Here is a 20,663-nt window from a genome sequence, read left to right on the forward strand (position 1 = left end):
CTACCAAAGCTGAGGTTTTCTTCGGATATGACCTGGACAACGCGGTCGCCGTCCGATTGCTTCCCGATCGCGTTCACTCGCCGCGAACGACCAGGTACAGCGCGGTGCGCAACTGCTCCGCGCCGTCGCCCAGTGGGGCCAGCAGGAGCGCCTCGGCCTCGCGCGTCGCCTCTTCGCCCGCCCGCCGCACCCGCTCGCCCTCGTCAGTCAACCGGACGAGGCGCTTGCGCCGGTCGCCGGGCGCGACCTCGCGCCGGACCAGGCCGTTCGCCTCCAGCTCGTCGACGAGCTGGACCATCGTCGTCCGGTCGATCCCGAGCCGCGCCGCGCCGTCCTGCTGCGACTGCGCCGGCCCCTCGCCGAACAACGCGAGCAGCGCCAGCTGCCGCCCGGTGATCCCGAGCGGCCCGTACAGCGGCTCGGCCAGCTCGGCCAGCCGCTGCTGGGCGTGTTTCAGCAGGTAGCCGAGCCGCCGGCCGACGGCGGCCGGCGGCCCGGTCTCGAGGTCGCTGGACATGCGAGAACCTTACCCCTACGCTGATCGTCAGTCTTACTGATGATTTGTTACGCTGATAATCAGGAGCACATCATGACCACCGTGGGCCTCAAGCCACCCCAGCAGCACCTCGGCGTCACCGCGCTGCGCGAGATCTGGGCGATCGCCGACGACGGCGGGTTCGACGGCTGCTGGGTGTTCGACCACCTCGCCCCGATGGGCCCGGACCGCACCGGCGACATCTTCGACGGCTGGACCCTGCTGGCCGCGATGGCCGAGGCGACGACGCGCGTGCGGATCGGCTGCCTGGTCTCCGGCAACACCAACCGGCACCCGGGCACCTTCGCGAAGCTCGCCACGACCGTCGACCACCTTTCCGGCGGCCGGCTCGACGTCGGCCTCGGCGCGGGCGGCGACGTCCTGACCGACACGATGATGGGCACCCCGACGCCGCCGGCGCTCGAACGCGTCGAACGGCTCGCCGAAGCCTGCGAAATCCTCCGTCTGTTGTGGACGCGCCCGGCGACCGACTTCGCCGGGAAGCACTACACCCTCACCGGCGCGCTCAGCGATCCGAAACCGGTGCAACCGCATCCGCCGCTGTGGCTGGGCAGCAGCGGCGAAAAGCGCGGCCTGCGCGTGGTCGCCGAACACGCCGACGTCTGGCTCAACGCGGCGCTTCCCGGCACCGAAATCGTCGAACTGCAACGGCTTTCGTCGGTGCTCGACCGCCATTGCGCGGATGTCGGCCGTGATCCGGCGGAAATCCGCCGGGCGGTGCAGTTCCGGCTGCCGTCCGATGCGGACAGTGCGCTGCGGCTCGCGCAGAGCTACGTCGCGGCCGGGTTCACCGAACTCGTCCTGATGCCGACGGGCCACGACGACGTCGTCCGCGCGTCCGAAGCGGCCGCGAAACTGCTTCCCCGCCTGCGCGACCTCGGCTGAACCGGGCCGCGGGCCCCTCGGTAGCCTGACCAGGTGGAAACGGAGGCGGGCCTGGCGCCCCGGCAGGGGCGCGTCGTGCGGTTCTTCACGGCACCGGCCCACTCCCCCGGTCCCGGCCCGCTGAAGTGGGATCTGGGCTTCTACCTGGCCTGCCTGGCTTTCGCGCTGCCGACCGCGCTCGTCGCCGAGTTCTACGGCTACCGGGTCTGGGGCAACTTCGCGACGGCCGCGTACGGCTTCGGCGCCCTGCACAGCGGCTGGCTGCTGCTGTCCGCACGCACGGGCCGTACGCCGCGCGGCGTACTCGGTTCCCGCTGGTGCGGGATCGCCGCGGTCGCGCTGTTGGCAATGATCCTTCCGTTGGCAGTCCTCGTGATTCGCCGACTGACCGGAGTGGACTGGCTGATCACGCCGATCTCGTGGGCCGCCCAGCCCGAGGTCTGGGTGATCGAGCGGTCCGCGGATCTGCTGCTGCACCACGGAACCCCGTACGTCGACGTCACCGCGCTCGGCCGTCCGCCCGTGGTAAACGATTACACGCCATACGGTCCGGTGATGACGGTCTTCGGCCTGCCGCGGGCGCTGTTCGGCGGCACGCCGCTGGCCGACGCGCTCACCGACGCCCGCTGGATGTTCGCCCTCGCGGCCTGCGCGTGCGTGCTGGGCACGCTGAAACTGCTGAAGTGGCCCCGAGTCCCGGTCGGGGCCGCGCAGCTCGCGCTGGCCTGCCCGCTGACCGCGCTCACCTGGGCCGTCGCCGGCCCGGACCTGGCGATCGTCGGACTCCTGGTGCTCGCGTGCGCACTCGCCGCCACCGGCCGGGGCGCCTGGTCGGGAGTCGTGCTCGCGCTGGTCGTCAGCGCGAAGCTGATCGTCGCGCCCGCGGCCGCGGTCTTGGCCGTGTTCGTGCTGGTACGCGGGAAGAAACGCCTCGACTGGCCCGCGCTCGCGCGGTTCGCCACCGCGCTGGTGGCCACGACGGCCGTGCTGCACCTGCCGGTGTACCTGGTGGACCCGGCGGCGTTCGTGGAGCACGTCTTCCGGTTCCCGCTCGGGATGGGTGTCGTGCGGTCACCCGCGGCGAGCCCGTTGCCGGGCCACCTGATCGCCGAAACCGGGGCGATCGGCCAGGTGGCGGCCTTCGTGCTGGTCGGCGCCGCGGCCGTGGCGATGCTGGTCTGGCTGGTGCGCCGGCCCCCCGCGAACGGCTCCGGCGCACTCCTGCGCATCGCCGTCGGACTCGGCGCGTTGATCCTGCTGACCCCGGCCACCCGCTACGGCTACCTGGTGTACCCCCTGATCCTGCTCGGGGCGTACCTGGCGTTCCGCGTGGCCGAGGAGCCTGCTGCGGCAGTTCCCACTGCGCCCCCCGCGCAGCAGTCCTCGCCTACTTCTTCTTGACCCTGGTGGCCCCACCGCGCCCCCGCAGCTGGACCCCGGACTCCGAGAGCACCCGGTGGACGAACCCGTAGGACCGGCCCGTGGACTCCGCGAGCGCCCGGATGCTCGCGCCCTTCTCGTATTTCTTCTTGAGGTCAGCGGCCAGCTTGTCGCGCGTGTTGCCGGTGATCCGCGCGCCTTTCTTGAGATCAGCCACGTCGATCGCCTTCCCGCCGAGAGTGTTCTGGGCCACAATCGGCCCCTGCCGGGGCAATGATCGAACACTGAGCGCCGGAATGCCAGACGACAGCCGTAAAACGACCGAAACTGCGATCACATTGGGCCATTCCAGTGCCTCACCGGCAGTGATCTTGCACCCGAATGGACGCACGGCTCACGCAAGCTGGACAAGTTCCAGATAGTCGGCCGACCAATGGTCCTCGGTGCCGTCGGGCAGCAGGATGACCCGCTCCGGCTCCAGGGCCTCGACCGCGCCCGGGTCGTGCGTCACCAGGATCACGGCGCCGGAGAAACTGCGCAAAGCGTCCAGGACCTGGGCGCGGCTGGCCGGGTCGAGGTTGTTCGTGGGCTCGTCGAGCAGCAACACGTTGGCAGCGCTGGAGACCAGGCCGGCCAGGGCGAGCCGGGTCTTCTCGCCGCCGGAAAGGGTGCCGGCGGCCTGGTCGAGTTGTTCGCCGGTGAAGAGGAACGAACCGAGCAGGTTCCGCAACTCCTGCGCGCCGGTGTCCGGAGCGAGATGTCGGATGTTTTCCCACACCGACGCATCATGATCAAGAGTTTCGTGTTCCTGTGCGTAATAGCCCAAACGCATTCCGTGACCCGGCACGACCCCGCCGGTATCCGGAGTTTCCATTCCGCCGAGGAGCCGGAGCAAAGTGGTCTTTCCCGCGCCGTTCAGCCCGAGCACGACCACCTTGGACCCGCGGTCGACGGCGAGGTCGACGCCGGTGAAGATTTCGAGCGAGCCGTAGGACTTCGACAGCCCCTCCGCGGTGAGCGGCGTGCGGCCGCAGGGCGCGGGTTCCGGGAACTTGATCCGGGCGACCTTGTCGGCGTGCCGGGTCTCGTCCAGTGCGGACAGCATCTGCTCCGCGCGGCGAGCCATGTTCTTGGCCGCCACGGCCTTCGTCGCCTTCGCGCCGAGCTTCGCGGCCTGCTGCTGCAACGCCGACGCCTTCTTCTCGGCGTTGGCGCGCTCGCGGCGGCGGCGCTTCTCGTCGGTGGCGCGCGCGTCGAGGTAGCGCTGCCAGCCCATGTTGTACAGGTCGAGCTCGCTGCGGGTGGCGTCGAGGAACCACACCTTGTTGACGACGTCGGCCAGCAGCTCGACGTCGTGGCTGATCACGACCAGGCCGCCGTCGTGCTGCTTGAGGAAGGTGCGCAGCCAGGTGATCGAGTCGGCGTCGAGGTGGTTGGTCGGCTCGTCGAGCAGCAGGATCGTCTCGGACTTGCCGCCGGCGCCCGCTTCGGCCGCGGCGAACAGGATCCGCGCCAGCTCGACGCGGCGGCGCTGCCCACCCGAGAGCGTCCCCAGCGTCTGGGAGAGCACCCGGTCGGCGAGGCCGAGGTTCGAGCAGATGCGCGCGGCCTCGCTCTCGGCGGCGTACCCGCCCTGCGAGGAGAACCGCTCCTCGAGCCGGGCGTAGCGGTTGATCGCCTTGTCGCGCTGGGCGTCGTCGACCAGCTCCGCCATCGCGGTCTGCGCCTTTTCCATGTCGCGCATCAGCTTGTCGAGGCCGCGCGCCGACAGCACGCGGTCCTTCGCGGTGACCGACAGGTCGCCTTCGCGCGGGTCCTGCGGCAGGTAGCCGAGCTCGCCGGTGCGGCGGACCTCGCCGGCGTGCGCCTCGCCTTCGCCGGCGAGGACCTTCAGCGAGGTGGTCTTGCCCGCGCCGTTGCGGCCGACGAGGCCGATGCGGTCGCCGGGCTGGATGCGGATGCTGACGCCGTCGAGCAGGATGCGCGAACCCGCGCGCAGCTCAAGGCCGGTGGCCGTGATCAAGGGAAACTCCCGGTAAAAGGGGGTGATTGGAGGGCAGCGTCAAGCGGACCGGCCAGGTCTGACCGGTGCGACGGCTCACTCCAGAAGGATCTCCACGCGACCAGTGTACGGGGCGGCGTCCACGGGTTTCTCTCGACGTGTGCGGACTCACCCGTCGCGCAGCGTGATCTCCACTTCCAGGGCCCGCGCGGCGGCGTCCTCCAGAACGCTGCGCCGCGGTTCGCCGAGTTCCAGCACGCGCGGTTCCGCGCGGGCGAACAGCGGCGCCAGACGGCGGTCCTCGCGCAGCTCGTCGAGGGCCCGCCGGTCGCCGCCGAGCACGACGGCGTCCACTTCGGACAGTCTCGGGACGAGCACCTCGGCCGCGTCCTGCGCGGCCGCCTGCAGTGCGTGACGGGCCTGGCCTTCACGACGCCGGGCGAAGCTCTGCTGCGACCAGCCGCCGGCCGCGGACCGGCCGTGGACGAGGTGGCGGCCGGTGCGGGAGACCTCGATCCGGCCGTCGAAGGAAACGCCGACACTGTGACTGCCGAGCCGCACCAGCAGGAGCGCGATCCGCCGCGGCACCAGCGCGTGCGCGACGAGGCCTTCGAGCGACGGCGCGTCGAGGAGTCCGAAAGGGACGGTCGCGATCGCCGTGGTGCCGTCGCCCGCGACCACCCGGACCTCGGCGGGCGTGGCTTCGGTCGTCACGACGCCCTCGTGCCGCCGCGCGAACCGGGTGAACCAGCCGGTCAGCCGGTCCGGCGGGACCGTCACCGCACGCCCGCCGCCCGCGACTTCCCGTGCCTTCGCCACAACACCGCACGCTACGGCAAAAGCCGTGAAGGCCTCCTTACCGGCTCTTATGGCCGGTAAGGAGGCCTTCACGGCTTTAGTGCGAACTTACTGCGGGTGCACCGGCCCGTTGTTCGTCGCGCCGTGCACGTTCGCCGGCCGGCCGGCGGCCGCCGGCTGGACGAACCCGTTGATGTGCAGGGCGACCGAGCGGATCGAGCCGACGTCGCCGCCGGCCGCGTCGACCACCCCGAACGTCCAGGTGCCGTCGACGACGGCCCCGGCCAGGCTGCCGAGGGCGTTCGCCGGCTTGTACGAGCCGGTGAACGGCGCGTTGGCCGACGTCACCGTGCTGAACGCGACCGCCGCGTCGTCGGCGAACACGACCTTGCACAGGTTCTTGCCCGAACCGCCGTTGCGCTGGAACACCGTGGCCTTGGCCCCGGACGGCGAGGTCAGCGAGCCGACCAGGTCACCGACGTAGGAGTGGTTCAGGCCGACCGCCGTCGAGAGCGGGTCGGTGCTGCAGGTGGTGCCGTCCACGGAGAACGACACCTTCGCGGCGCGGCCGACCCCGGTGACCGGGATGGTCACCGAAGCGCCTACCGGGCTGTTGTCCGGGATCGCGACCGGCGCGCCGGTGTAGGCGAAGTCCTGCGCGACCGGCGACGGGGTGCCGACCGGGAGCGAGAACGTCGTCGTGGTGGGCGAGTGCGCACCGGCGAAGCTGACCTTGGCGTTCAGCACGACCGGCACGCCGAGCTGCTGGCTCGCCGGGACGGTGATGGTGAAGTCGTTGACGCCGGTCTGTCCCGGGCTGATGGTGCCGTAGGACTTCGAGCGCGGCGCCACGGTCACGCCCGGGGTCGGGCTGGTGAGCACGACGCTGGTGGAGACGGCGGCGCCGTCACCGTCGTTGGTCACCGGCAGGGTCACCTTGGCGGTGTCGCCCGGGTCGAGCGACGAGCCGCCGTCGGCCGGGGTGACCGTCGGCTGCTTGGCCACGGCGAGCGGCTGCGGGCTGGCGCCGGTGTAGGCGAGCACCTTGTCGGCGAGGATGACGCCCGAGCCGGTGACGTTGTCGCGGCCCGGGGTCTCGATGTCGACGGCGGTGTTGATCAGCGCTTCGCGGACCTCCGCCGGCGGCAGGCCGGGGTTGCCCGAGAGCACCAGCGCCGCGATGGCCCCGGCGTGCGGCGCGGCGGCCGACGTGCCGAAGAACGGGCTGAAGCCGGTCACGCTGGTCTGGACGCCGTCGGCCGCGGTGATCTCCGGCTTGTTCCGGACCTCACCACCGGTCGAGGAGACGTTGCCCGGGGTGATCGGGGTGCCGTCGGCCTCGTAGAACACGCGCCGCGGGCCGTCGGAGCTGAACCGCTCGGCCTTGGAGGTGCTGCTGAACGAGCCCGGGAACGGACCGGTCGGGTTGGCCGGGTCACCCGGCTCGAGGGGCCGGCCGAACGCCGCGGCCGCCGGGGTGGCGGCCACGCTGAAGGCGTCGCGCGCGGCCGAGTGGCCGACCGTCACGCCCGGGGTGTTGTAGGCCTTGAGGCCGTCCGCCGAGTCCTTGAACCGCCCGCGCAGCGCGGACAGCGACAGGTAACGGCCTTCACCCGAGAACTTCACGACGGCCAGGCGCAGGCCCGTGCCGCCGAACGCCGGCGTCTGCAGGATCTCGAACGGGTCCTGGGTGCCGTCCTGGACGTCCTGGCTGAAGTCCACGACCGCGCCCGCCGAGTTCAGCAGGTAGAGGTCGTAGTCGTTCGACGAGGCGCCGAGCGGGTCCGACCAGTGCAGCGTCACCGGCACGCCGGCCGAGGACGCGTCGGAGAGGGGCTCGTAGATCTGGTTGCCCGCCGCGCCGGCGAAGTTGTGCGCGACACCGGCGAACTTGCCGACCGACTTGCCCGAGTCGACGAAGTCGCCTTCCCAGTGCCCGGCGGTGCCGTCGAGGACGTTGCCCTCGTTGCCCGCCGAGGAGAAGTACAGCGCGCCGTTCGCCGTCACGTCGTTCACGGCCTGGGCGATGATCCAGTCCTGGAACGGGCTTTCCTTGAAGTAGATGACGTCGTCGACGATGACGTCGCAGTGCGACTCGAAGCGGAGCTTGCGGATGTTGTCCGCGAAGCTGGCGTCGGAGTTGAACGCCGACGCGAAGCCGAGCGCGGCGTTGGGCGCGAGGTCGTGGATGATCTCGAGCATCGCGGTGCCCTCGTCGCCGTCGCCCTCCTGCCCGGCGATGACGTCGACGTTCGGCGGCAGCTCACCCTTGGCCTGCGAGGTGGCCAGCGAGTCGACGCCGTCCGACAGGGCGCACGCCTTGACGCCGACGCCGGTGACGCCGAACTGCTGGCGGGCGATGTCGGCGTTGTGCGCGCGGTCGCCCTGGCTGGTCAGCGTGGCGGCCGCGGCGGCGCTGCGCTGCTGGGTCTTGCTCGACAGGGCCTTCTGCAGCTCACCCGAGATGCGGGCGGCCTTCTGCTGCTTGGTCTCGGCGGCCTTGCCCGGCGTCGTCGCGGGGGTGGCCAGTTCGCGGGCGGTCAGGGCCTGGTCGGCCTGCTCGACGCGCTTGACGTCGCCGCGGGCGGCGATCGCGCTGACGGCGGCCAGCGGCACCTCGGCCCGGATGCTGCCGTACCGGTCGGACACCGCGCGGATGCCCGCCCCGGCCTTGGTGAGCCCGGAGATGAGGTCCGGGGAGACCTTGGTCGCGCGGATGTCGACCAGCACCGTCCCGGTATTCGAGACAGCGGCCCCGGACTGCAGTGCGTTCAGCTGCTTCCCGACGCCCTTTTCGGCGACGAGCAGCTTGCTGTCTACTTTGGACTCAGCCCCGGTTTTCCCGGCCTTGACGGCCTGGAGCGCGGCGATCTGCTGCTGCGCGGTGGCGGTGAAGGTGTCCGGTGTGGACGCGGTGGCAGCGCCCGCGGCGGGCGGCGACACCAGGCCGAGCGCGGCGAGCAACGCCGCCGCTCCGGCCGTGAGCACAGTGGATCTCGATCTCGTGGAACGGGTACGACGCACGTGCGCCCTCCGATATCTCCAGGCGCGTGCCCCGACTCACGCTGACCGACGCCGGTGATCACCGACGGGACCAAGCTAAGTACTGTGAGTTCTCTGTAAGCATCAGCCGTTCGAGTGACATCGGATGGGTATTTTCCTGAATGGACCGTAAGTCGTAGGCCGTTCAGCGGAACCGCTCAACCGTTACAGGACGAACGAAACGGACCAGCCGCGTCAAGCGATACCACTGCACGGGATCGTCGCGATCGGACAAGAATCGGACATGGTCCGTCAGAGGACGAACGAGTCCGACCACGGCTGCGCCGACCGGCCGGACAAAGCGTCCAAAAGGGTCACCGCCTGCTTGTCCGTCAGCGACGCCACGAAGTCCACCACCGCCCGGCCGCGTGCGAGGTTGCGGACCGCGTCGCGGCCGGTCACCGGCTCGCCCGTGGCGCCGACCAGCAGTTCCGGCGCCGTGCGCGCGAGGCCCGTGTACTCGGCGCGGGCCAGCTCGACCAGGTCGTGCAGCCGACGGGGCAGCCGGGAGACCTCGTCACGGTCCAGCAGCCAGGCGTCGAGCGCGTCGACCAGGCTCGCGACCACGCCGGCCTGGCCGCGCTGGTGCAGCGCGAGGTCCGGGCGCAGCAGCACGAACCGCCGGTGCACGAACTTGAGCACCTGGACCTCGTGCCACTGGGCCGTCGCGAGCGTCACGTGGCCGGCGCGGGTGGACGGCGACGCGACCACGAACACGCCGTCGACCAGCCGGGCGGTCCAGTTCGCGGAGAACGCCGCCGTCGCCTGCTCGGCCTCGGTCGAGCCGTCGAAGGCGCCCGCCAGCAGCCCGTCGACGAGCTCCGCGCGCACCCGCGCGACCGCCGCGGCGAAGGCGTCGTCGTCGACGATCCACGCGTCCTTGGCGTGCATCCGGCGGCGCAGGCGTTCCAGCGACCGGCCCGGCCGGCGCAGCTCGGCGTACAGCGTCTCGTCGTCGAGCCCGGCCAGCTCGTCGGCGTGCAGCAGCCACTCCCCCAGCTCCGCCGCGACCGGCGCGTGCTGCAGGACGCCGATGCGGTGGAAGTCCTGCAGGTCGTGGATGGCGTAGGCGATGTCGTCGGCGGTGTCCATCACGGACGCCTCGACCGTCTGCTGCCAGCTCTCGACGCGGCCGGCGAACGCCGCGCGCGCCTGCTCGAAGTCGTCCAGCTCGGTGGCGTAGGCGGAGAACTTGGCCGCGCCGGTGCCCGGGTGGTCGTCCGGCTCGGCGGCGCCGCGCGGCGGGACGGCCATCTCCGACGGGTGCGGCGCGGGGTGGTGCAGCCGCAGCCACGGGTACTTGAGGACCGCGGCGCGCACGGCGGTGGTGAGGTCCAGCCCGATCGCCGACGGCCCGCGCACGTCGGTCGTGGTGATGATGCGGAACGACTGCGCGTTGCCCTCGAAGCCGTCGGCGAGGCCGAAGCGGTGGCGCGCGATGCGGTCGAGCGTCTGCTCGCCGAGGTGCCCGAACGGCGGGTGCCCGAGGTCGTGCGCGAGCGCGGCGGCCTCGGCGACGTCCGGGTCGCAGCCGCCCAGCTTCGCGGCCAGGTCGGCTTCGGGCCCGGCGGTGATCCGCTCGGCGATGGCCCGCGCGACCTGCGCGACCTTCAGGCTGTGGGTGAGCCGGTTGTGCAGCAGCCCGGCCCCGCCGGCGCTGACCACCTGCGTCACGCCGCCGAGCCGCGCGAAGAACGGCGACGCGGCGATCCGGTCGCGGTCGATCCGGAACGGGCTGCTCGCCAGGTCGGTGAACCCGCCGGCGTTGGCCACCGGGTCCCGTCGAGCCGCCCGGGGGTCCGTTTCGGTGCCGTGATCCATACGCCCGACCTTATCCGGCGCCCCCGGAATCACCCGATCGATGGGCAACACCGCGTGTTCACGGGCCGACTGACGGGGTATCCGCCCACCGAGGAGCTGCCATGATCAGTCCGATCCGCGTCGCCGCCGCCGCTGTGGTGCTGAGCGCCGGGCTCGCCGCCTGCGGCGCCGGCCCCGGAGCGACCACCACGTCCGCTACATCCACCTCCGCCGCCGCCGCCGAGCCGACGTCGGCGGCACCGACGTCCGCCGCGTTGATCAAGGTCCCGGACGTCTCCGGCATGAACCACCAGGACGCCCAGAACGCGATGCAGAAAGCCGGCCTCTACAACCTGCGCGAGGTCGACGGCACCGGCCAGGGCCGCGCGCTGCTGATCGACCGCAACTGGGTCCAGACGGGCCAGGACCCGGCCCCGGGCACCGAGGTCCAGCCCGACGCGGTGATCACCTTGACCGCGGTCAAGGCCACGGAGCGCTGACCCGCCGTGTCGACCCCGCAATCACGCGAGTCGACCCTCCAATCACGGGTGATGCCTCTCTGATCACGCGAGATGCCCGCTGGATCACGCGAAATGCCCCGCGCCGCCCATGCCCGAAAGGGGCCCACCCGTGATCGTGGAGGCATCACGTGTGATTGAAGGGGCATCACGTGTGATTGCGGGGTCGACACGGCCTTGGTCAGGCCTCCGGCGGGGTCGTGTACGCCGCCAAGGTGCGGTCGGCGGCCGCGCGGGCGTTGACCGGGTCGGCGCCCGCCGCGACGTCGGCCTGGTACCAGGCTTCGCTCGACGCCGTCATGAACTCGACGCCCGACGGCGACATCATCCAGGCCATCGCCGCCTCCGGGTCGACGGCCTGGCCCGGGTCGGCCAGGTGCAGGACCAGGCCGACCAGCATGCCGTCCCAGCCGATGCCGACCGCGCCCGGGCCGAACTCGTCCCAGCGGTCGTCGACGTGCGCGACGTGCTCCAGCTCGAACCGCGTGCCCGCGCCCTCCGGCGTCAGCCGCACCTCGATCCAGCTGACGGTGTCGCCGAATTCCCACGTCGCGGCGAAGCTGTGCGGCGGCTCGCAGCGCTCGACCGTGCCGCCCGCGTTGCCTTCCAGCTGGTAGTGCCCGCCGAGCTTCAGCTCGCCGGTGACCGGCAGGAACCAGCGCGGGATGCGCTCGGCGTTCGTGCAGGCGTCCCAGAGGTCGTCGACGTCGGTGTCGTAGACCTGGCTGATGGTCAGGACGCGGGCGTCCTTCGCGTCGATCACCCGGTCGCCGAGCGTCCGGCGGACGGCGCTGATCTGGTGGCTGGAGTCGATCACGGAGAGTCTCCTTCTTCTTCACGGAGGCGCCGGGAGCGCTTGCCGCGGGCGATTTCGGTGGCCAGGGCGTCGAGGTGCGGGGTCCAGGACCGGCGGAACCGGTCGAGCCAGACGTCGACGTCGCGCAGCGGCTCGTGCCCGACCGCGTACAGCCGGCGCGTGCCCTCCTGACGGACGAGCGCGAAGCCGTTGTCCCGCAGCACTTTCAGGTGCTGGGACACCGCGGGTTGCGAGATGCCGAACTCGGCCCGGATCACCTCGGTGACCGCGCCGGCGGCCCGCTCGCCGTCGGCCAGCAGCTCCAGGATGCGGCGGCGGACCGGGTCGCCGAGGACGTCGAACGCGTGCACCCGGCCAAACTACAAGCGGCCACTTATATAAGTCAAGCGTGATCCAGTAACCCGATGTGCGTAACCCGGGTGCCGCTGCGATGAACATCAGCTGACATGGGTTTCGTTTCGGCGCGCGACCGGCGAGCATCGGGAGCGTGAAGTCGCCACGCGCGGTCCGCTTCGCTTTCCAGCCGCTGTACAGCCTCCACACCGGGGGCGTCGTGGCTCACGAAGCGCTGGCCAGGCCGGCCCACGGCACCGTCGCGGAGCTGCTGACGCAGGCGCGCCGCGAGGGCCGGCTCGCCGAGGTGGACCTCGGCCTCGCGATCGCCGCCGTCCGGCAGGACGAGACGTCGCTCCCGCTGCACCTGAACCTCTCCGCCCGCACGCTCGGCGCGCCGCCGGCGATGTTCGACGACCTCCTGGCCGAGCTCGGCGACGCCGGGCGCCGCACCCGCGACGTCGTCCTCGAGCTCGGCCCGCCGTTCTCCCCGCTGCCGGCCGAGCGCGCGCTGGGCGGGATGCGGGCGCTGGCCGACCTCGGCTTCCGCCTCGCGCTCGACGGCCTCGGCCGCGGCGACCTGCCGCTGAGTCTGCTGATCGAGGCGCCGGTCGACCTGGTCAAGCTGGATCGCACGGTGCTGCGCGGGCTGCCGGACGACCCGGCGTCGGTCGCCGTCGCCGAGGCGATGCTGCACTACACCACCCGCACCGGCACCCGGCTGGTCGCGACCGGCCTGGAGACCGACGCCCAGCTCGACGCGGTCCGCGGCCTCGGCATCCGGATCGCCCAGGGCAACCTGCTCGCCCCGCCGACGGCGGCCGGCCCGGCGCCGGCGCTGCTCACCCGGGCGCCCGCCGTCGCCGCCCCCGGACCCGCACCGTGCGTCGGCGACTTCCTGCGCCCGGCCACGACGTTGCCGGAAACGGCGACGTGCGACGAGGTCCGCGAGGTGCTCGCGGCCGCGGACGCGCCGTCGGGCGTCATCGGCGTCGACGAGCTGAACCGGCCCCGCTGGTCGGTCGACCGGACGCGGTTCCTGGTCGCCGTCACCGGGCCGTACGGTCACGCGCTGCACGCGAAGCGCCCGGCGGCGCGGCTGGCGGACGCCCCGCACACGATCGAAGCGCGCGCCGGGGCGATGGAGTTCCTCGAGCTGGTCACCGACGCCGACTGGGGTCGCACCGGCGACGACGTCGTGGTGGTCGACGACGCCGGCCGCTGCCTCGGCGTCGTGCTGGTGACCGAGGTGGTCCGCGGCGTGGCCGAGGCGAAGGTCGAGGCCGCGGCGGCGCTGAACCCGCTGACCCGGCTGCCGGGCAGCGACACGGTGGCCCGCGACGTCGCCCGCCGCATCACCATCGGCGAGGCGTTCGTGGCCGCGTGGCTGGACATCGACGCGTTCAAGACGGTCAACGACACGGCGGGTTTCGCCGCGGGCGACGATCTGATCCGCGAACTGGGCGCGGCGCTCACCGCACAGGCGGGCGGCCTGCGCCGGATGCGGGTCAGCCACGTCGGCGGCGACGACTTCCTGGTGGTCTGCGACGTCGACGAGATCGCCACGGTGGCGGGAGCACTGCTGGACCGCCACTGGTCGGCGGACGGCCTCCCGGTGACGGTCTCGCTGGCGACACTGGTCTGCGGAAGCGGCTCGATCCGGTCGTACCAGGAGGTTTCGCGGCTGCTGGCGCCGCTGAAGAAGCGCGCGAAGTCGGTCCCGGGGTCAAGCTGGGTGCTGAGCCGCCCGGGCGCGGAACGCGTGGAAGTGCTGCGCGGCATCGGGACCCGAGGACTGCAGGCCGCCGCCGGTTAGGAGCCTGCCGCGGCTGGTCGTGAGTGGTAATGCGGGTTAGAACACTCATTACCACTCACGACCCTCGCACCGCGCGGAAGTCGCACGGCACCGCGAACACGGCGGCGCCCAGAGTCATCAGCCACCAAAGCGCGGACCAGGCCGGAGTCCTGAGACATCGGGACGCGTGGACTGCAGGCCACCACCGGTTAGCCCTCTGCCGCGGCTTGTCGTGAGTGTTTAGGGCGGTTCTAACCGCCCTAAACACTCACGAGCCGTAGGTACGCGAGTAATCCTCGAAACGCTCGTCGACTTCCTCCGCCGTCAGGCCGAAGTCCGCCAGGCTGTACTTGTGCACCGGCTTCGCCGCGCCCGTGCGGCTCGCCTCGTGCACCGACGTCATCGCGGAACGCGCCGAAGGAGTCAGTGACAGTCCGAAGTGGTCGTACACAGTGGACACCGTCCCGATCGGGTCCGCGACGAAATCCTCGTACGCCACGTCGTAGAACTGCGCCGCGTCATAACGGGACCGCGCCGCGTGGAACTCGTCCGCGCCGCGGGCCCACAGGTCCAGCTGCGAACGGCCGATCACCTCGCCGCGGAACTTCGTCGACCAGCCGTCCGCGGCCTTCTCCGCCAGGCTGCACATCGAGCCCATGATCGTGCGCGGCGCGCGGTGCGTCTGGATCACCAGCGCGTCCGGGTACGCCGCCATCAGGGCGTCCAGCGCGAACAGGTGACTCGGGTTCTTGAGCACCCACCGCTTACCGGCGTCCGGCAGCCCGATCAACTGCAGGTTGCGGCGGTGCCGGGCGTAGGCGTCCGTCCAGTCCTGCTTCGCCAGCCAGCGCGAGTAACGCGGCAGGTGCGCGAGGCACTCGAACGACACCGACCGCATCGACTGCCGCAGCAGCTGCCAGCACTCCTCCACCTGGTCGGCGGACATGTGGTGCACCCCCATGAACTCCGGGTGCTCGACGTGGTGGCGCTCGTAGCCGGCCTGGATCCCCTGGAACACCGGGTTCTCCGCCCACGTCGCGCGCGGCGGCCGCGGCTGCGGGACCTCGGCGAGCCACACCTCGAGCCCTTGGTGCGCGGGGTCCTCGACGAGCAGCCGGTGCAACGCCGTCGTGCCGGTGCGGGGCAGGCCGGTGACGAAGATCGGCCGCTCCACTGGGACGTCCACGTAAGCCGGGTGCTGCTTCCAGCCCACCTCGCTGAGCAATCGAGCCACCAAAGCGCCGCGCAGCATCGCGCGGTGCACCTTGTTCCCGAACGGCGTCAGGTCCTCGTCGGCCTCGAACGACTCCAGCAGCACGCGCAGGCCCTCGACGTACTCGTCGCCGCCGAAGTCGTCGAGCCCGGTGAGCTTCGACGCCGAGGCGTGCAGGTCGTCGAACGTGCCCAGGTCGGCCCGGCCGGGGAGCATGGATCCTCCTAATGGTGGTACTCGCCGCCGTTGACGTCGAGGCACTGCCCGGTGATCGCGCGCGCCATCGGCGAGGCGAGGAACACCACGGCGTCGGCGATCTCGTCCGGTTCCGGCAGCTTGCGCAGGTCGATCGTCGACGCCGTCTCGGCGTAGACCTCCTCCGACGTGATCCCGCGTTCCTTGGCCAGGTAGTTGAAGTACCACTTGAGGTTCGGCGCCCAGATGTACCCGGGCGCGACCGTGTTGACGCGGATGCCGTCCGGCCCGAGCTCGCTCGCGAGGCTCTGCGACAGCGACAGCAGCGACGACTTCGCCATCTTGTACGCGCCGAACGTCCGCCGCGAGTGCCGCAGCACGGCCGAGTTGATCATCACCAGCGAGCCCTTGCTCTCCTTGAGCGCGGGCAGGAACAGCCGGGTCAGCCGCAGCACGGAGATCGCCGCGGTCTCGAAACCCGCGCGGACGGCGTCGAAGTCCACAGTGGCCAGATCGGTCAGCGGCGGGACGGCGAAGGCGTTGTGCACCACCGCGTCCACCCGGCCGAACGCCTCGACGGCCTCGCTCACCAGGTTCGCCGCGGAGTCGGCGTCGTCGATGTCGGTCCGGATCGCGACGGCGCGGCGTCCGAGGTCGGTGACCTCCTTCGCGACTTCGGTGAGCCGCGACTCGGTGCGCGCGGCGAGCACGACGTCCGCGCCGGCCATGGCACTGCGCACGGCGATCGACCGGCCGAGCCCCGGGCCGATCCCCGAGACGACGACCACCTTGTCCCGCAACAACTCCGACATGCTCACCCCAGCATCCTGGCGGCGACGGCGTCCTGCCGGGCCGCGATCCTCGCCGCCCACTCCTCGGGCGTCACCCGGGCCTCGTTGTAGAACGGCACCCGGTCCGGCAGGTCGGCCACCTTGACTACCTCGACGACCGGGCCGTCGGCCGGGCCGAGGTCCCGCGCGATCCGCTGCCAGCGGATCTGGACGTACCCGCGGTCGTGCCCGGTGCGCTCCAGCCAGTTCGCCAGCCCGGGGTCGCGTTCGCTGATGACGAACCGGATCTTGCCGTCCGGGTCGACGCGCGCCTGGTCGGCGGTGAGGCTCGTCTGGTGGTTGATGTAGTCGAGCGAGACGTACCAGAGGCTGCCGAGCTGGATGCCCTGGTACGGCGCGTCGGCGCAGCGCGGGACGGTGACGATCATCGCCTCTTCGTCGCCCAGCTCGTAGTGCCCGGCCGAGGAGAACTGCGTGGTCAGCCCGCCTGGCGTCGAGCGCGGCTCGGTCATCGTGTTCACCGGCAGGTCGTCGTAGAACCACTTCGGGAAGGCCAGGAACGTCTTCAGCCGGCTCAGCAGGATCTTGCCGGTGACGCCGTAGCGCTTGGCCAGCGCCGGCCGGTCCGGCACCGGCGGCGCCTGCCCGGCGGTGTCGACGCACTGGATGCGGATCTCGCCACGCCGTTCGGTCGCCCAGTCGCTGTGGACCTCGCGCACGACGAGCATCGACGAACCGGCGCCGAGGGTGAAGTAGTTCGGCCCGGGGTTCTCGCGCGCCGGGCCGAACCGCAGCTCGAACCGGCCGTCTTCGCCGATTTCGATGGCCCGGTCGTCGAACGCGGCGAGGCTGTCGGGCACCACGACCGGCGAGTAGTCGCCGTTGAGGATCTGGAAGCTCAGGTCGGCGGTGGTCCCCCGGACGCCGGTGACCAGGTACTCACGGTCGTCGCGGATGTTCGCGTTGAAGTAGAGCGTGTCCGGGTTGTCCAGCCCCATCTTCGTGTACGGGCCGGTGGACGCCGTGAAGTACGGGAAGTCGCGCTGGTAGGCCCAGGCCATCTGCAGCGACGCGCGGATGCTGCCGGCGAGGTAGTCGTACCCCTCCAGGAGGTCCTGCTCGGTCTTCACGTGCGGCGCGCTCGCGAGCAGGTTTTCGGCCTCGACGATCGCCTCGGCGAACGGCCGCGTCAGCGAGAACTCGTTCTCGATCATGCGGGCACGGCCCAGCGGTTGGCGAGCAGCCGGAAGCCCGCGTCGCCCTCCCAGGAGGTCATCGACTCGTACGTCCGCGTGTAGCCGATGTGCGTCATCCGCCAGGCGCCGTCGGTGTCACGGCGGTAGGTGTCCTCGTAGAACGCGGCGCCGTCGATGATCACCTTGTGGTCCGGCACGATCACCTTGTCGGTGAACGCCCACCGCCCGGTCGCGGTGTCGCCGTCGACGTCGATCTCGGGCTGACCTGCGTGGTGCACGGTGATGATGCCGTTGCCGAGGCTCTTGGTGAGGAACTCGAGGATCGCGTCGCGGCCGGCGAGCTGATGCCCTTCACGGCCCGTGGCGCGGGTCCCGTAGTCGGCCGTGGCGTCGACGGTGAACGTGTCGGCCACCTCGTCCCACTGCTTCAGGTCGACCGCGCGCAGGTAGCGGTACTTCAGCCGGCGGATCTCTTCGAGTACGACCAGGTCCATCGTCACAGGGTCCCGCACCGCTTGACCGATGACAAGAACATGTTCTACTTTTTTCGGGTGTCCGTGACCTCGTACGAGCTGTCGCACCTGGCCGCGCTCGAAGCGGAGGCCGTGCACGTCTTCCGCGAAGTCGCGGCGACCTTCGAACACCCCGTCCTGCTCTTCTCCGGCGGCAAGGACTCGGTGGTGATGCTGCACGCCGCCGCGAAGGCGTTCTGGCCGGCGCCGCTGCCGTTCCCGGTGCTGCACGTCGACACCGGCCACAACTTCGACGAGGTGCTGCGGTTCCGCGACGAGACCGTCGCCTCCCTCGGCCTGCGGCTGCACGTCGCGAGCGTGCAGGACGACCTCGACGCCGGGCGCGTCGTCGAGGAGACCGGCCCGCGGGCCAGCCGCAACCGGCTGCAGACGGCCACGCTGCTGCGCGCGATCCGCGAAGGCGGCTTCGACGCCGTGTTCGGCGGCGCCCGCCGCGACGAGGAGAAGGCACGGGCCAAGGAGCGCGTGTTCAGCTTCCGCGACGAGCACGGCCAGTGGGACCCGCGCGCGCAGCGGCCCGAGCTGTGGAACCTCTACAACGGGCGGCACCGGCGCGGCGAGCACATCCGCGTCTTCCCGCTGTCGAACTGGACCGAGCTGGACATCTGGCAGTACATCCGCGACGAGCGGATCTCGTTGCCACCGTTGTACTACGCGCACCGCCGCGAGGTCGTCCAGCGCGACGGCATGCTGCTCGCGGCGACCCGGTTCTTGTCCCTTGTGGACGGTGAGACGCCGTACGAGGCGACCGTGCGCTTTCGGACCGTCGGCGACGCGACGTGCACCGGCTGCGTCGAATCGTCTGCGGCCACACCGTCCGAAGTGGTCGCCGAAGTCGCCGCGACGCGGATCACCGAGCGCGGTGCGACCCGCGCGGACGACCGGATTTCCGAGGCCGGCATGGAAGACCGCAAGCGGGAAGGCTACTTCTGATGCAGCTGCTGAGGATCGCCACCGCGGGCAGTGTGGACGACGGGAAGTCCACGCTGATCGGCCGGCTACTGTTCGACTCGAAGGCGATCTTCACCGACCAGCTCGCCGCCCTCGAACGCACGAGCCGCGAGCGCGGCGAGGACTACCCGGACCTCGCGCTGCTCACCGACGGCCTGCGTGCCGAACGCGAGCAGGGCATCACGATCGACGTCGCGCACCGCTACTTCGCCACGCCCAAGCGGAAGTTCATCATCGCGGACACGCCGGGGCACCTGCAGTACACCCGGAACATGGTGACCGGCGCGTCCACCGCCGACCTGGCGCTGGTCCTCGTCGACGCGCGCAAGGGCGTCCTCGAACAGTCGCGGCGGCACGCGTTCCTCGCGTCGCTGCTGGGCATCGGGCACCTCGTGGTGTGCGTCAACAAGATGGACCTCGTCGGCTGGTCGCAGGAGCGGTTCGACGAGATCCGCGAGGACTTCCGGCGGTTCGCGATGAAGCTCGACGTCGCCGACCTGACGTTCGTGCCGGTCTCGGCGCTGCACGGCGACAACGTCGTCCACCGCAGCGCCAGCATGCCCTGGTACGAAGGGACTTCACTGCTGCACCAGCTGGAAGAGGTGCACGTCGCCTCCGACCGCAACCTGATCGACGCGCGGTTCCCGGTGCAGTACGTGATCCGGCGCTCGGACTTCCGCGGCTACGCGGGCACGATCGCCGGCGGCGTCTTCAAGGCGGGTGACGAAGTCGTGGCGCTGCCGTCCGGGTTCACCACCCAGGTCCGCGCGGTGTGGGGCCCGGGCGGAACACCGCTGTCCGAGGCGTTCACCGGACAGGCCGTGACGGTCGAACTGGCCGACGACCTCGATCTCGGCCGCGGCGCGATGCTGTGCCGGCCGGGCAACCGCGCGGAGTCGGCCCGCGAGGTCGACGCGCTGGTCTGCTGGTTCTCCGAGCGGGCCGAGCTGACGCCGGGCGCGACCTACGTCGTCCGGCACACGACCACCGAGACACGCGGGTCCGTGGAGCGGCTGGACTACCGCCTCGACGTCACCACCCTGCACCGCGACGAGACGGCGGAGTCGTTGGGGCTGAACGACATCGGCCGGATCCGGCTGCGCACCCGCGCGCCCCTGCTGTTCGACGCCTACCGCCGCAACCGCGCGACCGGCGGGTTCCTGCTGGTCGACGAGCACACCGGCGACACGGTCGCCGCCGGGATGATCACCGGCGCCGCGGCGTCCCCGGTCGTCTGGCACACCACGGCGGTGCGCCGCGAGGACCGGCCGACCCACGGCGCGACGGTGTGGCTGACCGGGCTCTCGGCGTCGGGCAAGTCGTCGGTGGCGGTGGAGCTGGAACGCCGTCTCGTCGCGGCGGGCCGTCCGGCCTACCTCCTGGACGGCGACAACCTGCGGCACGGGCTCAACGCGGGGCTCGGCTTCAGCCCGGCGGACCGCGCGGAGAACGTCCGGCGCGTCGCGGAGGTCGCTCGCCTGTTCGCGGACGCGGGTGTCGTCGCGATCGCGTCGCTGATCAGCCCGTACGAAGCCGACCGGCGGCTCGCGCGGGAGGCGCACGGCGACCTCCCGTTCGTCGAGGTCTTCGTCGACACGCCCCTGGAGGTGTGCGAGGCGCGTGACCCGAAGGGGATGTACGCGAAGGCGCGCGCCGGGGAGATCACCGGGTTCACCGGCATCGACGCGCCGTACGAGCGGCCCGCGTCCCCTGACCTGGTGCTTCGTCCCGGCGACGGCGACCCGGCCGCGATGGCCGCGGCGATCCAGGCCCTGCTCGACGACGTCGGCTGACCGCTGCCCGTCCGGGCGGACTCGCGGTCCGGATGTATTTTTGCGGCCGTCGGCGCGCTCTTCCG

Annotated in this window: 18 protein-coding genes; 6 read left to right on the forward strand and 12 right to left on the reverse strand. The window is 71.4% G+C overall.

The window, feature by feature from the left end; genetic code table 11:
* Positions 1 to 73: 73 nt before the first annotated feature.
* Positions 74 to 517, reverse strand: a complete 444-nt coding sequence (locus OHS58_RS21895) for a MarR family winged helix-turn-helix transcriptional regulator (protein WP_326954656.1) — start codon at positions 515 to 517, stop codon at positions 74 to 76.
* A gap of 72 nt (positions 518 to 589) precedes the next feature.
* On the opposite strand from OHS58_RS21895, the gene OHS58_RS21900 reads away from it, so the two are divergent.
* Both OHS58_RS21900 and OHS58_RS21905 read left to right on the forward strand, forming a co-directional pair.
* The gene (locus tag OHS58_RS21900) at positions 590 to 1,441 is read left to right on the forward strand and encodes an LLM class flavin-dependent oxidoreductase (RefSeq protein ID WP_328649656.1); all 852 of its coding nucleotides are present in this window, start codon (positions 590 to 592) and stop codon (positions 1,439 to 1,441) included.
* A gap of 75 nt (positions 1,442 to 1,516) precedes the next feature.
* Entirely contained in the window at positions 1,517 to 2,842 is a 1,326-nt protein-coding gene (locus OHS58_RS21905) for a glycosyltransferase 87 family protein (RefSeq protein WP_328649843.1), read from the forward strand.
* Here the strand turns inward: OHS58_RS21905 and OHS58_RS21910 are convergent.
* The 5 genes from OHS58_RS21910 to OHS58_RS21930 form a co-directional block, all read right to left on the reverse strand.
* Entirely contained in the window at positions 2,829 to 3,038 is a 210-nt protein-coding gene (locus OHS58_RS21910; RefSeq protein WP_005437638.1) for a helix-turn-helix domain-containing protein, read from the reverse strand. The genes OHS58_RS21905 and OHS58_RS21910 overlap by 14 nt on opposite strands.
* 177 nt (positions 3,039 to 3,215) lie before the next feature.
* On the reverse strand, positions 3,216 to 4,844 hold the full coding sequence (locus tag OHS58_RS21915; RefSeq protein WP_247049237.1) for an ABC-F family ATP-binding cassette domain-containing protein: 1,629 nt from the start codon (positions 4,842 to 4,844) through the stop codon (positions 3,216 to 3,218).
* Between the two features lie 147 nt (positions 4,845 to 4,991).
* Positions 4,992 to 5,642: an acVLRF1 family peptidyl-tRNA hydrolase gene (locus OHS58_RS21920; protein WP_328649657.1), complete on the reverse strand. Its 651-nt coding sequence runs from the start codon at positions 5,640 to 5,642 to the stop codon at positions 4,992 to 4,994.
* A gap of 87 nt (positions 5,643 to 5,729) precedes the next feature.
* A complete protein-coding gene (locus OHS58_RS21925; RefSeq protein ID WP_328649658.1) occupies positions 5,730 to 8,609 on the reverse strand; it encodes a S8 family serine peptidase in 2,880 nt (959 codons plus the stop codon).
* A gap of 306 nt (positions 8,610 to 8,915) precedes the next feature.
* Positions 8,916 to 10,484: a deoxyguanosinetriphosphate triphosphohydrolase family protein gene (locus tag OHS58_RS21930; protein ID WP_326947911.1), complete on the reverse strand. Its 1,569-nt coding sequence runs from the start codon at positions 10,482 to 10,484 to the stop codon at positions 8,916 to 8,918.
* Between the two features lie 101 nt (positions 10,485 to 10,585).
* Between OHS58_RS21930 and OHS58_RS21935 the strand changes: the two genes are divergently transcribed.
* A complete protein-coding gene (locus OHS58_RS21935) occupies positions 10,586 to 10,963 on the forward strand; it encodes a PASTA domain-containing protein (RefSeq protein WP_328649659.1) in 378 nt (125 codons plus the stop codon).
* A 199-nt stretch (positions 10,964 to 11,162) separates the two neighbouring features.
* Here the strand turns inward: OHS58_RS21935 and OHS58_RS21940 are convergent, their stop codons facing one another.
* Complete coding sequence (locus OHS58_RS21940; RefSeq protein WP_328649660.1) at positions 11,163 to 11,798, reverse strand: SRPBCC family protein; 636 nt, start codon at positions 11,796 to 11,798, stop codon at positions 11,163 to 11,165.
* Positions 11,795 to 12,148, reverse strand: a complete 354-nt coding sequence (locus OHS58_RS21945) for an ArsR/SmtB family transcription factor (RefSeq protein WP_326947908.1) — start codon at positions 12,146 to 12,148, stop codon at positions 11,795 to 11,797. The genes OHS58_RS21940 and OHS58_RS21945 overlap by 4 nt, the downstream gene beginning before the upstream one ends.
* A gap of 137 nt (positions 12,149 to 12,285) precedes the next feature.
* On the opposite strand from OHS58_RS21945, the gene OHS58_RS21950 reads away from it, so the two are divergent.
* Positions 12,286 to 13,947 (forward strand): GGDEF domain-containing protein, encoded by a 1,662-nt coding sequence (locus OHS58_RS21950; protein ID WP_328649661.1) that lies wholly within the window; start codon positions 12,286 to 12,288, stop codon positions 13,945 to 13,947.
* A gap of 247 nt (positions 13,948 to 14,194) precedes the next feature.
* On the opposite strand, the gene OHS58_RS21955 is transcribed toward OHS58_RS21950, so the two are convergent.
* Genes OHS58_RS21955 through OHS58_RS21970 form a run of 4 tightly spaced genes read right to left on the reverse strand, consistent with a single transcriptional unit; the run spans position 14,195 to position 17,815 of the window.
* Positions 14,195 to 15,355 carry a sulfotransferase family protein gene (locus tag OHS58_RS21955; protein WP_328649662.1) on the reverse strand — a complete coding sequence of 387 codons (1,161 nt, stop codon included), beginning with the start codon at positions 15,353 to 15,355 and terminating at the stop codon, positions 14,195 to 14,197.
* An 8-nt stretch (positions 15,356 to 15,363) separates the two neighbouring features.
* Positions 15,364 to 16,146: an SDR family oxidoreductase gene (locus tag OHS58_RS21960; protein ID WP_326951485.1), complete on the reverse strand. Its 783-nt coding sequence runs from the start codon at positions 16,144 to 16,146 to the stop codon at positions 15,364 to 15,366.
* A 2-nt stretch (positions 16,147 to 16,148) separates the two neighbouring features.
* Positions 16,149 to 17,339 (reverse strand): hypothetical protein, encoded by a 1,191-nt coding sequence (locus OHS58_RS21965; protein WP_328649663.1) that lies wholly within the window; start codon positions 17,337 to 17,339, stop codon positions 16,149 to 16,151.
* Entirely contained in the window at positions 17,336 to 17,815 is a 480-nt protein-coding gene (locus tag OHS58_RS21970; protein ID WP_326947904.1) for a nuclear transport factor 2 family protein, read from the reverse strand. Before OHS58_RS21970 ends, OHS58_RS21965 begins: the two co-directional genes overlap by 4 nt.
* Positions 17,816 to 17,854: 39 nt before the next feature.
* Here OHS58_RS21970 and cysD point away from each other — a divergent pair, with 39 nt between their 5' ends.
* Together cysD and cysC are read left to right on the forward strand one after the other, a co-directional pair.
* Complete coding sequence (gene cysD, locus OHS58_RS21975; protein ID WP_328649664.1) at positions 17,855 to 18,787, forward strand: sulfate adenylyltransferase subunit CysD; 933 nt, start codon at positions 17,855 to 17,857, stop codon at positions 18,785 to 18,787.
* Positions 18,787 to 20,598, forward strand: a complete 1,812-nt coding sequence (gene cysC, locus OHS58_RS21980; protein ID WP_328649665.1) for an adenylyl-sulfate kinase — start codon at positions 18,787 to 18,789, stop codon at positions 20,596 to 20,598. Before cysD ends, cysC begins: the two co-directional genes overlap by 1 nt.
* The last annotated feature ends 65 nt before the right edge of the window (positions 20,599 to 20,663 follow it).

The sequence above is a fragment of the Amycolatopsis sp. NBC_00348 genome (assembly GCF_036114655.1).
Lineage (GTDB): Bacteria > Actinomycetota > Actinomycetes > Mycobacteriales > Pseudonocardiaceae > Amycolatopsis.

Bases quoted from the DNA above. Each gene is read 5' to 3' on its own strand.
- OHS58_RS21900 (WP_328649656.1), top strand. From the start codon at position 590: ATGACCACCGTGGGCCTCAAGCCACCCCAGCAGCACCTCGGCGTCACC.
- cysC (WP_328649665.1), top strand. From the start codon at position 18,787: ATGCAGCTGCTGAGGATCGCCACCGCGGGCAGTGTGGACGACGGGAAG.
- cysD (WP_328649664.1), top strand. From the start codon at position 17,855: ATGTTCTACTTTTTTCGGGTGTCCGTGACCTCGTACGAGCTGTCGCAC.
- OHS58_RS21960 (WP_326951485.1), bottom strand. From the start codon at position 16,146: ATGTCGGAGTTGTTGCGGGACAAGGTGGTCGTCGTCTCGGGGATCGGC.
- OHS58_RS21970 (WP_326947904.1), bottom strand. From the start codon at position 17,815: ATGGACCTGGTCGTACTCGAAGAGATCCGCCGGCTGAAGTACCGCTAC.
- OHS58_RS21935 (WP_328649659.1), top strand. From the start codon at position 10,586: ATGATCAGTCCGATCCGCGTCGCCGCCGCCGCTGTGGTGCTGAGCGCC.
- OHS58_RS21955 (WP_328649662.1), bottom strand. From the start codon at position 15,355: ATGCTCCCCGGCCGGGCCGACCTGGGCACGTTCGACGACCTGCACGCC.
- OHS58_RS21930 (WP_326947911.1), bottom strand. From the start codon at position 10,484: ATGGATCACGGCACCGAAACGGACCCCCGGGCGGCTCGACGGGACCCG.
- OHS58_RS21895 (WP_326954656.1), bottom strand. From the start codon at position 517: ATGTCCAGCGACCTCGAGACCGGGCCGCCGGCCGCCGTCGGCCGGCGG.
- OHS58_RS21965 (WP_328649663.1), bottom strand. From the start codon at position 17,339: ATGATCGAGAACGAGTTCTCGCTGACGCGGCCGTTCGCCGAGGCGATC.